General features: G+C 38.1%; 15 protein-coding genes. 2 read left to right on the forward strand and 13 right to left on the reverse strand.

What is annotated here, in order from left to right; all coding sequences use genetic code 11:
* Positions 1-316: 316 nt before the first annotated feature.
* The 4 genes from HMPREF1865_RS05570 to HMPREF1865_RS05585 form a co-directional block, all read right to left on the reverse strand.
* On the reverse strand, positions 317-943 hold the full coding sequence (locus tag HMPREF1865_RS05570; protein WP_004698228.1) for a site-2 protease family protein: 627 nt from the start codon (positions 941-943) through the stop codon (positions 317-319).
* A 9-nt stretch (positions 944-952) separates the two neighbouring features.
* The gene (locus HMPREF1865_RS05575) at positions 953-1,723 is read right to left on the reverse strand and encodes a carboxymuconolactone decarboxylase family protein (RefSeq protein WP_060919480.1); all 771 of its coding nucleotides are present in this window, start codon (positions 1,721-1,723) and stop codon (positions 953-955) included.
* Positions 1,724-1,812: 89 nt separating this feature from the next.
* On the reverse strand, positions 1,813-2,211 hold the full coding sequence (locus tag HMPREF1865_RS05580; RefSeq protein WP_021148759.1) for a hypothetical protein: 399 nt from the start codon (positions 2,209-2,211) through the stop codon (positions 1,813-1,815).
* A gap of 154 nt (positions 2,212-2,365) precedes the next feature.
* The gene (locus HMPREF1865_RS05585; protein WP_008714655.1) at positions 2,366-2,884 is read right to left on the reverse strand and encodes a MarR family winged helix-turn-helix transcriptional regulator; all 519 of its coding nucleotides are present in this window, start codon (positions 2,882-2,884) and stop codon (positions 2,366-2,368) included.
* A gap of 380 nt (positions 2,885-3,264) precedes the next feature.
* Here HMPREF1865_RS05585 and HMPREF1865_RS05590 point away from each other — a divergent pair, with 380 nt between their 5' ends.
* A complete protein-coding gene (locus HMPREF1865_RS05590; RefSeq protein ID WP_060919481.1) occupies positions 3,265-3,855 on the forward strand; it encodes a nitroreductase in 591 nt (196 codons plus the stop codon).
* A gap of 186 nt (positions 3,856-4,041) precedes the next feature.
* On the opposite strand, the gene HMPREF1865_RS09645 is transcribed toward HMPREF1865_RS05590, so the two are convergent.
* Positions 4,042-4,320, reverse strand: a complete 279-nt coding sequence (locus HMPREF1865_RS09645) for a hypothetical protein (RefSeq protein ID WP_230949607.1) — start codon at positions 4,318-4,320, stop codon at positions 4,042-4,044.
* Positions 4,321-4,872: 552 nt separating this feature from the next.
* On the opposite strand from HMPREF1865_RS09645, the gene pgtP reads away from it, so the two are divergent.
* Positions 4,873-6,195, forward strand: coding sequence for a phosphoglycerate transporter protein PgtP (gene pgtP / locus HMPREF1865_RS05600; protein WP_060919483.1), 1,323 nt, complete (start codon positions 4,873-4,875; stop codon positions 6,193-6,195).
* A 121-nt stretch (positions 6,196-6,316) separates the two neighbouring features.
* Here the strand turns inward: pgtP and HMPREF1865_RS05605 are convergent, their stop codons facing one another.
* From HMPREF1865_RS05605 to HMPREF1865_RS05640, 8 genes are all read right to left on the reverse strand, one after another.
* A complete protein-coding gene (locus HMPREF1865_RS05605) occupies positions 6,317-7,090 on the reverse strand; it encodes a hypothetical protein (protein WP_060919484.1) in 774 nt (257 codons plus the stop codon).
* Between the two features lie 321 nt (positions 7,091-7,411).
* On the reverse strand, positions 7,412-7,765 hold the full coding sequence (locus tag HMPREF1865_RS05610) for a Spx/MgsR family RNA polymerase-binding regulatory protein (protein ID WP_005384960.1): 354 nt from the start codon (positions 7,763-7,765) through the stop codon (positions 7,412-7,414).
* Positions 7,766-7,851: 86 nt separating this feature from the next.
* The gene (locus HMPREF1865_RS05615; RefSeq protein ID WP_058948305.1) at positions 7,852-8,172 is read right to left on the reverse strand and encodes a HigA family addiction module antitoxin; all 321 of its coding nucleotides are present in this window, start codon (positions 8,170-8,172) and stop codon (positions 7,852-7,854) included.
* Positions 8,173-8,188: 16 nt separating this feature from the next.
* A complete protein-coding gene (locus HMPREF1865_RS05620) occupies positions 8,189-8,473 on the reverse strand; it encodes a type II toxin-antitoxin system RelE/ParE family toxin (protein ID WP_060919485.1) in 285 nt (94 codons plus the stop codon).
* Between the two features lie 356 nt (positions 8,474-8,829).
* On the reverse strand, positions 8,830-9,546 hold the full coding sequence (locus tag HMPREF1865_RS05625; protein WP_008714647.1) for a DUF554 domain-containing protein: 717 nt from the start codon (positions 9,544-9,546) through the stop codon (positions 8,830-8,832).
* Between the two features lie 341 nt (positions 9,547-9,887).
* Positions 9,888-10,487 carry a DNA-3-methyladenine glycosylase I gene (locus tag HMPREF1865_RS05630; protein WP_060919486.1) on the reverse strand — a complete coding sequence of 200 codons (600 nt, stop codon included), beginning with the start codon at positions 10,485-10,487 and terminating at the stop codon, positions 9,888-9,890.
* Complete coding sequence (locus HMPREF1865_RS05635) at positions 10,487-10,930, reverse strand: hypothetical protein (RefSeq protein ID WP_060919487.1); 444 nt, start codon at positions 10,928-10,930, stop codon at positions 10,487-10,489. Before HMPREF1865_RS05635 ends, HMPREF1865_RS05630 begins: the two co-directional genes overlap by 1 nt.
* Positions 10,931-11,622: 692 nt before the next feature.
* Complete coding sequence (locus HMPREF1865_RS05640; RefSeq protein WP_060919488.1) at positions 11,623-12,159, reverse strand: flavin reductase; 537 nt, start codon at positions 12,157-12,159, stop codon at positions 11,623-11,625.
* Positions 12,160-12,389 lie beyond the last annotated feature (230 nt).

Consider the following 12,389-nt stretch of genomic DNA (forward strand, 5'->3'; position numbering starts at 1 on the left):
TATATCGATTTAGTGTATCAATTTACTATATCAATAGTATCTAATGAAACACTATAATATTGCTATATCGAAATTTTACGATTTCCGTACTTATTATAACACAATCGAGGAACTATATCGATAGTTTTTAATATAAAGTCTAAAGAACAGTCAAAAGTTAACCTGCTACTATAAAAAACAGTAGAATGTACAAATACACAAAATATACGGATAGGCTAAATATATAGATAAGCTAAATATACAGATAAACTAAATCTAGCTAAAAAAATCTACCATAAAGATATTCCTTTATGGTAGAGACTTTCACAAAATATAATTATAGTATGAGCCCAATAATGGCAAAGTAGATTTTAAATATCGTTTGTTGTAATGGACGAATAACCATAGAAATAATGGGTGTGTTAATAAGGATGATAAAGAATAGTAAATTAAGCATCCCTAATTGGTAATATCTCATCTGCCACTCTGTAGGCAACCACGGCAAGATAATATTAAAACCAGGCAATGGTGGGAACGGAATCAAACAGAAGATTGATAAGCCAATACTATATAAAATAATATATTGCATAACCATGGCAAGACCTTGGGACTCCATGAGGCCTAATTTTCCAAGAAGCATATATATAAAGGTGAATATGAAGCCTGCTATAAGACCTGCCACAGGCCCTGCAAAGGCAAGCAAGCTTATATCACGTCGTGGATCTTTAAAGTAAGATGGATTAATTGACATAGGTTTTGCCCAACCGAAGCCAACAAGAATAATACAGATGGTACCAATTAGATCAAGGTGCGCCATTGGTGACAATGTGAGGCGTCCCGCCAAACGCGGCGTTGGATCACCAAACCAAGTTGCTACCTTCGCCTCTGCATATCCAAAGATAGAAAAAACGATCATAATAGCAGGAATACTTGCTAATATCTGAACCGGATTTAAATCAAACATAGAACTCCTTTATTGTTTAGCTTCCCATGCGGTGTAGCCTTCTTGAATGCAACGAAGGGCATTCAAGGTACGAGGATAGCCGATATACGGCACGCATTGGGATGCGATGTTAATCAAATATTGTTTGCTGTTCCCTACGTTCAAATTACCCTCTACATGAGCCTTGAGTTGAGCTTCACAGCCACCTTGAGCCGCAAGGAAGCAGAAAGTAATCATTTCACGATGAGCCACGCTAAGGCCTTTACGCGTATAGTAATCGCCGAACATATTGGCAAGCCATTTGTTGATGTGACGAATATCTTCTGGACCTTCTTGGTAAGAATTACGCATAGACTCGCCAAAGATTTCCACTTGTTTTTCTACGCCTTTTTCAAGACGAGACTCGCCAGTAATCGTGCTACGAGATGGATCAACAATAGCTTCTCCTCGATAGTCAAAAATCTTATTGGTCACCTTAAAGAATGGGCGCACACGTCCGATGCCAAGATAGGGCACCGCTTGATAAATGAGCTCTACCACTTCATCAGGAATAAGACCAAAGTTTAATGCTGCCGGTAGCATTAATGCATATTCATCAACAGCAGAGGCGCCTACTAATGTTGCAAGAATGGCTAAGAAGCGATCCTTTGCCGGTACATTACGGCCTTCTTCGGTGATGACTTCATCAAAGGCGAAATTATCAAACAATACTTCAAACTCTGGGTCAATATAACCTGCTGGGGCTGCAATATCAGGGAACATACGCTCAGTGTAGGCTTGAGCAAATTCAGATTTAGACATAAAAAACCTCCATAAACAACACTGGTGAAAGCCCAAAAGGAGCTTTCACCAGCAATAGTTATGTAATTATTACGGTACGGGCCATCAAATTATAACGCTGGGAATTCGAAAGTTGTGCCGTATACTTCTTTCCAAGCAGCCATGAACATATTGAACTCATTTGTTCCAGGTTGAATTTGGTAAACTTGACCATCTGGAGCGTAACGATATACAGTATGTAAGCTTGGATGAACAAGATATTTGAATAATGTAGCTTCCCCGTATTGGTTATTATGCATATTAATTACATTAACACCAAATACATGGTTACGGCTGCTATCGATACCTTTAAACTCAGATGCTTTATCAAAGAAATACGTTTCTGTACCATTTGCACTATTTGGAACCTCTGGGTAGTTAGCTAACCCATTCCAGTTTGCTGCGTTTGCAACACCACCTACTAATAATGTACCGGCTAATACAAATGCACCTAATAAATTTTTATTCATAATGCTCTCCTTTGTGCCGCGAGGGCAAATCACAAATTAGTCATACTCTCACATGACCTGAATACAATACGCTATAGGTATAGTATATCACATTTTTAATAAAATTTTTAGATTTCCAAGGTTACAGAATATATGCATATGAGGTTGTATCAAATTAGCCCTTCATGTTCTCTGCTGTTTTTGCGTTTGCGTTATCGATTGCTTCTAGTAATTTATTGAGCAACATACGCAATTGACGTGTTTCTTCTACGTCAAAAATAGGACCTGACGCTTCAGCCAAGCGGCGTGGTATATGAACAGCTACATCACGTAATTCTTTGCCCGTATCAGTAAGGGTTACCATAACTACGCGTTCATCTTGACGACTGCGTTTACGTTTCAAGAATGCTTTCGCTTCTAATTTCTTTAAAAGCGGTGTTAATGTACCAGAATCAAGACGCAATACTTGGCCCAATTCCTTAACGGATAAATCACCATATTGCCACAATGCCATCATTACGATGTATTGAGTATATGTCAAATTTAAAGGATCTAAGTGATTACGATATGCATTAACAATTTCCTTCGCCACTACATAAAGTGGAAAGCTCAATTGATTTTCCAATCTTAAATATTCTGAATCAGGAACATCTTCTTTATGTTTATACCCTTCAAGTACACCAATTTCTGCCATATTCTACCTCCATATGCACACAATTATCTACTAATTAATTGTACACAATTTTACGGTAAACAGTCAACGCAAAAAGCCTACTTTGAACAGATATTTTTAAATTTGTCAATTAATTAATATTTATTTTCTTATTCGTTAAGAATTAGGCAATTCTATAGAATTTATGGGTAAAAATCATACCATAAAATTGTTACTTTATTTATAAGTTTATTTGATATTAAATTAGAAAGTTATAACTTCTGTTTTCAATGAAATCTTTTTTCGTTGCAGAACCGTCTCCTAATAAATGACTTAGTAAAAATACGCCCCCTACTAGGTCCTTCCTTGTAGTATAATAAAAGAAATTCTATATCAAAGCTAACTTATAATAGGAGGCCTATATGAACACCTTAGAGTGCATCAAAACTCGTCATAGTACGCGTAAATTTAAAGCAGATCAAGTATCTCGAGAACTTATTAATCAAGTCCTCGACGCTGGTCGCCGCGCTCCATCTGGCGGTAATACGCAATTAACACATTTCATGGTCATTACGAACCAAGATGTGCTTCAAGAACTAGTAACACTCATTCAAGAAGAATACGGCAAAATGCCGATTACAGAAAATACTTTACCTTACATGGTCAATATCATTAAGATGTCCGCCGAAGGCAAATTTGTATTCCACTATAATACACCTGTGCTCATCGTATTAGCTAGTAAAGCAAACTATGCTAATAACTTTGCTGATGTATCTTGTGCTATGCAAAACATGATGCTTGCTTGCAATGAACTCGACCTTGGCAGTTGCTGGGTTAACCAAATCCGTCATCTTCAAGATAATGAACGCATCCAAGCCAAAATGCGTGAACTAGGTCTTAGCGAAGACGAAAAAGTCTACGCTAGCCTCGCTATCGGCTACCCAGATCTACCAAATGGCCTTAACCGCCGTGAAATCGAAGCCAAAGGTTATCCTGTAACATATATTGATTAATCAACACTAGAAACCATCGATTTTATACTATAAGTGAAACAAAAGCGCTATCTATCCCACAACTCTATTTGAGTTTCGTTAGGGATAGATAGCGCTTTTTATTGACTATATTATTTTTTAACGCTCATCGATTTAGTAATCAAATCGATACACACACTCCATACTTATATTTATAATGAACTACTATTAAGCCTCAAACACGCGTTTACGAGCTGCATTCACGAGGACGGAATCATCGTCTTCTACTGCGTGGTTAGATTTGTAAGCCCAACGCAACAATAGTGCAGAGTTTGCCACTACGAGAAGGCTACCGCCGTTGTGAACAAGGGCACCCCACACGATAGGAAGGCCACACAATACTATTGTGAACCAAGCCCAGTCGAAAGGCAAACCTAAACGAACACCTAATACACTAAATACTACGCCGATACCGCCGGCTACTAATGTAACTTTTTCACGATTCAAATCGAACCATTCTGCTATTTTGCTCCACCATTCAATAATTACCTCCTGTGAAAGCTTATATATAATGATATGTACACATTGACTATGGTCTCTATACATGCGTCCATGTATATAGGGACCGTAAGGTAAACATTTTTATGTATCGTTCTGTTTACCATTTTTATTGTTTTTATACCCATAGGGGTATGTCTTATGATTATGTTATACCCATATGGGTATATTTGTGTCAATAACAAAATATGCACAATCATTCATATATACTAAAAAAACACAGATAGATACTGGATCTATTGAGATTATATTATTCTTGCATAGCCTCATTACGCAAATGCATGAACAGTTATTCATATATGTATTTACAAATCTAATAATTTTTACATAGAAGATATTTTGATGATTTTCAACCTATTCAATACTATTTCACCCTAATCAATACTATCTATAATTCAATTTTCTAATAACTATTTATTATAATAGAAAATTAAGTATAATCGACTACATACCCTACATGGTATTATTACAAATGACATGTTGTAGAAAGGATGTGTAACGATGTCGATTTTCTCTCCTGCTCCTCATATTGAACGTTTACCAGAGGCGCAAATCGATTCCACCTACAAACGTCTTCGTCACGAAGTCTTTGCAGGTACATTTATTGGTTATGCTACATTCTATTTGATCCGCCAAAACTTTAGTTTGGCTGTTCCGTACATGATTGCTGAGTACGGCTACACCAAAGCGGATCTCGGTATAGTTATGACCATCTTATCCGTAGCTTACGGTGTAAGTAAATTTGTTATGGGTAATGCGTCTGACCGCTCTAACCCAAAATACTTCTCCACAGTAGGTCTATTGCTGAGTGCTTTAGTTATGTTATTATTCGGCACCTTACCAGGTGTTATGAGCAGTATTCCTATCATGTGCGTTCTTGCCTTATTAAACGGTTGGTTCCAAGGTATGGGCTACCCTCCATATGCAAAAAACATGGTAACTTGGTTCTCCCGTTCCGAACGTGGTGCTTGGTGGTCTTGGTGGAACGTTTCCCACAACCTAGGTGGCGGCATTATCGCTCCTCTTGCTACGCTTGGTATCTACCTATTCGGTACATGGCATAGTATCTTCTTCTTCCCTGCCCTTATCTCTATCGTGTTAGCGATTATTACCTTTGTATTGTTGAAAGATACGCCTCAATCCTGTGGCTTACCTCCTATCGAAGAATACAAACACGAAGTCGTTCATACACATACAGAAAATGAAGAAAAAAGTACTTTCAAAGAAATCTTCTACAAATATATTTTGCATAATAAATACTTATGGTATCTTGCGATTGCAAATATCTTTGTATACTTCATCCGTTACGGCGTAGTTAGCTGGGCGCCGACCTATTTAACCGCTGTGAAAGGTTTCACAAAAGAAGGTTCCCGTTGGGCTTACTTCTTATACGAATGGGCTGGTATTCCAGGCATGCTTGTAAGTGGTTACTTGAGCGACCGCGTATTCCGCGGCCGTCGTGCTCCAGCCACAATTTGCTTTATGTTATTCGTTATCTTGGCGATCCTTGTATACTGGTTTAACCCTGCAGGCAATGTCCTCATCGATAACTTAGCACTCATTGCTATCGGCTTCCTCATTTACGGTCCTGTTATGATGATTGGCCTTCAAGCAGCGGACATGGTACCACGCGTAGCAACAGGTGGTGCTACTGGCCTTACAGGCCTTCTTGGTTACCTCATCGGTTCTGCTGGTGCTGGTGCTTTCATGGGTCTCATGGTTGACCTCTACGGTTGGGATGGTGGTTTCATTGCCCTCGTTGGTGCATGTATCCTATCCATCATATTCCTACTCCTCACACTTGGAGACAAAGGACAACAATAGAATACGTACTGTATAATACGTACTATATAATACGTAATGTAAAATACATACTGTGCAACTCACTGTTGTATATACAAAACTCCCCTAGTAATACTTATGATTACTAGGGGAGTTTAATTTTTTATGCGACGCACAAGGAGCCGTTTAATACTTTCAAATTATACACAAGACCAAGTCGCGCCAAGCCGTGCAATGCAGCCGCTGTTACAGGATTAATAGATCCTAACACGCCAGCACCGATGATGGCAACGTGGAACAAAATGGACACGATGAGTAGTCCCAAATGGCATTGTTTCGCCTCTTTTGAAAGTCCCGCTGTCGGAGAGTTTTCATCTACAAGGGACCCCATCATGAGTGCTACAAGAACGAGTTCCAAAGAGCATGGGCAAAGGATAACTAGCAATGTAATGGTATGCATAAAGTTCTGTGTCAATGCATAGGAACCCATGGAAAGTAACATGACGGCCACAACAATGACGGATGAATAATTGTTGATGCCCTGACGCAAGGCTACAAGCTGTGTAGGCATGGTCGGCAACATGTCATCATCCAATGTATAGTGCACGTCGCCCGTGATAAGCTGCTCTAAGAAGAAGCCACCATGTACGATGAGGCCCACATAAGCCGCCGTATGGTAATCTCCAATGGCAATGAGCGCCACCATGGCTATCACGATGAGAAAATTAGCATGAATCTCTAAATGATCCCAAATACTTTGCACGCTGTTGATGAGCAATGGCAAGCCACAAATGATGACCGTCACCCACGCCAAATCAATAGCTGGGTCCATAGGCTCCGTAAGCGCATCTAATATAATAAATAACAAGCCGAGTGCCAAAATAGCCCCCTGCGTGCGCAAAGACACCTGCGCTGATAAAGACTGTAAAAACTTCATATAGACCTCTCTATAAATGAAATACCGGCCTTACTTAATCCGGAAATACCTTTTACTTCTATAAATAATATTACCAACACCCAAAATACCCATAGGGGTATCTATATGGTGTAATTATTATACAAAACATAAAAGAAATATACAAATCAAATTTTTTAATAAATGAAAGGACCTATCTCTAAAAATAACTTAGCCGTAAAGAGGTCTTAGTTGTGAGCTCTAATTTCTTTATTAAAACGTAGAAAGAACAGGTCCCTAAAAACGACTTAGCTCGCTATGGAGGCTTTTAGGGACCTGTTCTTTCGGTTAACTAATATGAAATCAGAGCTTCAACGCCTCAATCCATTCTGCTTCTTTAAATCCAACGAGTACTTTGTCTTCAAGAACCAAGATAGGACGTTTTACAAGCATGCCATTAGATGCTAATAAAGCTAGTTTTTCTTCTTCGCTAAGGTTTGGCAATTTATCCTTTAATTGTTGTTCACGGTAAATCATACCAGACGTATTAAAGAATGCTTTCAAATCCTTACCAGATTGTGGATACCAAGCAGCAATTTCCTCAGCTGTAGGGTTTTCGGACTTGATGTCACGATCTGTGTACTTGATGTTATGATCATCTAAGAATTTCTTTGCTTTTTTGCATGTTGTGCATTTAGGATATTCAACGAATAACATAGGTTCTCCTTATATCAATATTCAATGTTATAACAACTTACTAATTTAAGATAATTGTACCAAATACATCGAAAATTATCAATCTCTTATTGACAATCTACGGGTTCTAATGAAGCACAATGTGCAATAGAGGATAATACTTCATCCATCCCCTCACTAAGTTTTGCAGTACGCAAATCAACATCCATCTGTAAACGCAAGAAATACCCTTCCGAAACATCAAAGTATTTCGCTAAACGCAACGATGTATCTGCTGAAATGGATCGTGTACCATTCAATATTTCTTGAATCCGTGAAACAGGCACATGTATATCCTTAGCCAATCGATATGCAGATAGTCCTAATGGATCCATAAACTCTTCTTTTAATATTTCACTAATGGTAGGTGTAGGAATAAACTTTTCCATATTAATTTCCTCTCTATTAATGATAAACTACAATTTCTACATCATAAAAACTACTACTATCTTTCACTTTAAAACACAGTCTATATTGACCATTAATCCGCAAACTATACTGACCAAATCGATCTCCTTGCAACAACTCCAAGCGATTACCTGGTGGCCAGCGTAAATCTTGTAATGATTCAGCATTATCTAACAATAGTAATTTACGAAGAGCTAACCTTTGTATAAACGGAGAAAAGCGTTTAGAAAAGCTTTGATAGTAAACTTTTTCTGTTTCCTTATCCTTAAATCCGATAATCATAGAATCTCTCTTTCAATTATACCTGTTAAACAGGTATAATTCAATAACATATACTTGATGAAAAACTATACATAGAATTAAAATTATTCTACAAATAATTTTAATAAAGAGATTCTATAAAACATCATCTAATTCCTACACTTGAGATGACTCTATTGGCCACCTATTTCGGAATGTAATCAATTTACCCTATCGTCATAATTGAATTAAAACTATCATTAATTCCCACTTCAACTAAATTAATTTTAAAAAGTAAAAAGACCTACATCCTCGACCGTATCATGTATAAAATACATATTAAAGGTTGAGAGAATATAGGTCTCTTATGAAAATCTATGTATTATTTATAATACTAGTTATAGCAAAAATGTAAGTCCCATTGCCACGAAGATGGCTGGCAGAAGGTTTGCAATACGTACTTTGCCAGGCCAGATGAGGTCGATACCAACGCAGAAAATTAGAATAGATCCGACATAGGATAAATTATCGATAGCACTAGGTGTCATCAACGGCGCCGCAATATGTGCCATAGCCGTAATGAGCCATTGCGTAATACCTACTGGAATAAAGGAGAACAGCGCCCCTTTCCCCATAGAGGATACCATAACCATAACGATGATGCCGTCGAGGATGCCTTTTAAAAGTAATGTCTGATAATTTCCAGTAAGACCGTCTTGAATAGAACCAAGTACGCCCATAGCACCTACGGTAAACGTCAGAGATGCAGTGATAAAGGCGTGCGTAAACTTTGGATCACCAGCGTTGCCAGTGCGAGCTTTCACCCAGTCACCAAACACAGTAATCCAATGATTAAGGTCGATAATTTCACCAATAACGGCGCCTACAACCATGCTAATAATCATCAACAGCGGGCCCGTTGTCTGTAGAGATCCATTGACAATGACAAGCATATACTGCATGGCCCCACTCATACCGAGGAGGAGCACGATAATACCGCTCACAATCATGAGCGTTTGCTTTAAATTTTCTTTCATAAAGCGACCAAACGCGAGGCCACATAGGCTACCAGCTATGATAAGGCCAATGTTAATGGCCGTTCCCAAACCAATCATATATTTCCCTTCTTTAATTATGAAAGTAACACTATCAATTTACTTCAGTATAGCAATCATATCGAAATAAATCAATTTATATGGCATAAAATATACAGCAAAAAGCCTCTACCCAATAAGGGTAGAGGCTCTGTATAGTTTATAGCGTTGAGAGAGAACTAATGATAGACCCGCTTAGGAGAGAGAGAGTATATGTGTTTATATATAAAGCGGGCCGACATGAGATGAGTCGCTATCGCCTCATCGACTTTAGTGTACACCCAATTCCACATAACAACAAATTCAATTATGTAAACACAAGTATGCGTAAAAGCTATTGTTAACCAATCTATGTATCTCCCTTACGCTTCATCGTCTACAGGTAACCGTACGATATCTGCTGTTTTATTAATCTCCTCAAAGCAAGGGCAGTCTTTACCGTGATCATTGATAAGGCCACTAGCTTGTAGATGCGAATAAATTGTAACAGGCCCTACAAACTTAAAGCCCCGCTGCTTTAAGTCTTTGCTAATCCGCGTAGATAAACCATTCTTTGTAGGAAAATGACCTTCTGGATGGTTTTCATAAATAATCGTTTTATGATTGGTAAATCCCCAAATATAGTTACAAAACGAACCAAATTCAGATTGAATACGTTTAAAAGCAGCAGCATTATTGATAATGGCTTCAATTTTAGGACGATGCTTAAGCATCCCCTCCGTCTGCATGATGCGTTCAATGTCGCTTTCACCATAAGTAGCCACCGCATCAATATCAAAATGATCAAAGCATGCTCGAATGATGTTCCGTTTATTCAAAATCGTAAGCCAACTGAGTCCACATTGGAGACTTTCAAGACAAAGATGTTCAAATTGATGTTGGTCATCATGAATTGGTCGGCCCCACTCGTAATCGTGGTAATCCTGATATAAAGGCGTCGTCGGCCATTCACAAGTCGTCATCACACACCTCCATGAGCCCATACGAGGACGTCATACATGAGCGCTACTACGAGGCCCATTATGAGATGACCACCCACATAAAATGGCACTAGATAATAAATGAATAAAAGCAAGGAATGCAAGGCTTTACGAAGCCATATAATCGGCGTAGATGTGTCGCCACCCACCTTACTATCAAGCCAATTATGGACGGTGTAAATAGGCATTCCTAAACGGCGAATCCAGTCTGGAACACGTACCCCAGGATTCAAGCCAGGGCAATAGAAGATCACTAAGGGCAACGCCACCACATCAATGACGAGCAATAGGGTTAACATAAAAGCAAACCAATCTAATTCGCCTTCCCACGTGAAGGGTTGTGCCATGAAACGGGCACCCCACAAATAGGCTTTGTATACGATATACGGTTCTAATAGCCATAATAAAGGCTTCACTACACTCATGGGACTACCTACACCAAACAAAAAATAATAAAAACTACGCATTTGCGTAGTCATTTCATATATACAACATTCCGATTATATCGACTGAATACCAAGGATATAGCGATTTTCTAGGCTAGAAAATCACTTCATACACACCATTTTTAGTCCTTACATACATCGATTTTCATATTAATATTATATCAGATTTTGCAGTTCTTGTGGGATTATATTTTATAAAAATTTTATCAATTTACACTATTTATAGCACTTATCACTAAAAGAAGTCACTATATAAGCCATTTTCTGTAGTCAGCTCTTGTATATTCATTTTTCATCAAAGTCATGACCTCTCTTAATCATGGACTCTAAAAAATATAGGATTCAAATCAGATAAATTTATTCCAATAATATGTGTCATTTTATACTCATTAACTATGTTATTATAAATGCAGGTAGTAAATACCTTCTCACTTTCTCCTTTTGATAAAAATAGCAAAAAAGGCAGTCCCTAACGTAAACTGTACCTCTCAAAAATTGTGTCCAATTTTTAGGGATACAGCTCAGGGCTGCCTTTTTTGTTTGTCGTTTATTTATCTGTATTTATTTTATCTATCGTCTACACAATCATATGTTATATAGGATCTATCTATTATGCATTCTGCCCTATCTTGCTAAGTAGCTATTAACTAAACAACTATTATTCTATATTTCTATTGTTCTATAGCCTCTACTACTTCGCCAATGTACATATAATGTGGTTCCCAACGATCATGCCCAGCTTGTGTATATACAGCAGGATTAGATGCGTAATAGTCTTTTATTTTTTCCGCCAAATGGGCTTCATCGAATTGGTGTTCATATAGCTTTTTACATACAAAAGTTAACTCTGCTTCTTTGAAAGTTACCCCATCGCCTGCCGCAACTGGCGTTAGGCCAGAATTTGCCACCTTATTTTCGTCGCGGCCAGAATGAGAACCTAAATAACCAAGAGCCTTGCGATAACTTTCAGGGAAAAAGCTAACTGTAAAGGTATCATATTTCGCCATAAACTCTTGAGTGTAACGCGCTGGATGAATGTACACTGTCACCGTGGATATATCGCCACCATTAGGGCCCCATATATTGCCCATACTACCCCAACTAACCGTACACGTATTAAAATTATCAAGCGTTCCAGCCGTAACAAGAGCCCAACGATTCTCAAACATAGTAAAAGCTTTATAATCCTTTGTTTCAAATGGTTTCATAAGAACCTCCAGTTTATCTCAATTTGACGATATAAATCTTTATCCCTATAATATAGGTAGATAGTCAGACGAGTAGTGCCGTCAGGCTCATCTCTGAAAACAAAAAAGCTTGAGAAATGGCCTTTCAGTTATCGAATCATCTAAGATAACGAAGGGCTATTTGTCTTTTGTGAGACAAATAAGCGCTATTAAAGCTCCAAAAGCAATAACCACAGTTATCACCTGTAATA

The organism is Veillonella parvula, from assembly GCF_001553335.1.
Classification (GTDB): Bacteria; Bacillota; Negativicutes; order Veillonellales; family Veillonellaceae; genus Veillonella; species Veillonella parvula_S.

What these genes read in the sequence shown, in the direction of transcription:
- HMPREF1865_RS05615 (WP_058948305.1), bottom strand. Translation starts at nt 8,172, where the DNA reads ATGGAAAAGTTTATTCCTACACCTACCATTAGTGAAATATTAAAAGAA.
- HMPREF1865_RS05580 (WP_021148759.1), bottom strand. Translation starts at nt 2,211, where the DNA reads ATGAATAAAAATTTATTAGGTGCATTTGTATTAGCCGGTACATTATTA.
- HMPREF1865_RS05570 (WP_004698228.1), bottom strand. Translation starts at nt 943, where the DNA reads ATGTTTGATTTAAATCCGGTTCAGATATTAGCAAGTATTCCTGCTATT.
- HMPREF1865_RS05575 (WP_060919480.1), bottom strand. Translation starts at nt 1,723, where the DNA reads ATGTCTAAATCTGAATTTGCTCAAGCCTACACTGAGCGTATGTTCCCT.
- HMPREF1865_RS05635 (WP_060919487.1), bottom strand. Translation starts at nt 10,930, where the DNA reads ATGAGTGTAGTGAAGCCTTTATTATGGCTATTAGAACCGTATATCGTA.
- HMPREF1865_RS05640 (WP_060919488.1), bottom strand. Translation starts at nt 12,159, where the DNA reads ATGAAACCATTTGAAACAAAGGATTATAAAGCTTTTACTATGTTTGAG.
- HMPREF1865_RS05590 (WP_060919481.1), top strand. Translation starts at nt 3,265, where the DNA reads ATGAACACCTTAGAGTGCATCAAAACTCGTCATAGTACGCGTAAATTT.
- HMPREF1865_RS05630 (WP_060919486.1), bottom strand. Translation starts at nt 10,487, where the DNA reads ATGACGACTTGTGAATGGCCGACGACGCCTTTATATCAGGATTACCAC.
- HMPREF1865_RS05585 (WP_008714655.1), bottom strand. Translation starts at nt 2,884, where the DNA reads ATGGCAGAAATTGGTGTACTTGAAGGGTATAAACATAAAGAAGATGTT.
- pgtP (WP_060919483.1), top strand. Translation starts at nt 4,873, where the DNA reads ATGTCGATTTTCTCTCCTGCTCCTCATATTGAACGTTTACCAGAGGCG.
- HMPREF1865_RS05605 (WP_060919484.1), bottom strand. Translation starts at nt 7,090, where the DNA reads ATGAAGTTTTTACAGTCTTTATCAGCGCAGGTGTCTTTGCGCACGCAG.
- HMPREF1865_RS05610 (WP_005384960.1), bottom strand. Translation starts at nt 7,765, where the DNA reads ATGTTATTCGTTGAATATCCTAAATGCACAACATGCAAAAAAGCAAAG.
- HMPREF1865_RS05625 (WP_008714647.1), bottom strand. Translation starts at nt 9,546, where the DNA reads ATGATTGGTTTGGGAACGGCCATTAACATTGGCCTTATCATAGCTGGT.
- HMPREF1865_RS05620 (WP_060919485.1), bottom strand. Translation starts at nt 8,473, where the DNA reads ATGATTATCGGATTTAAGGATAAGGAAACAGAAAAAGTTTACTATCAA.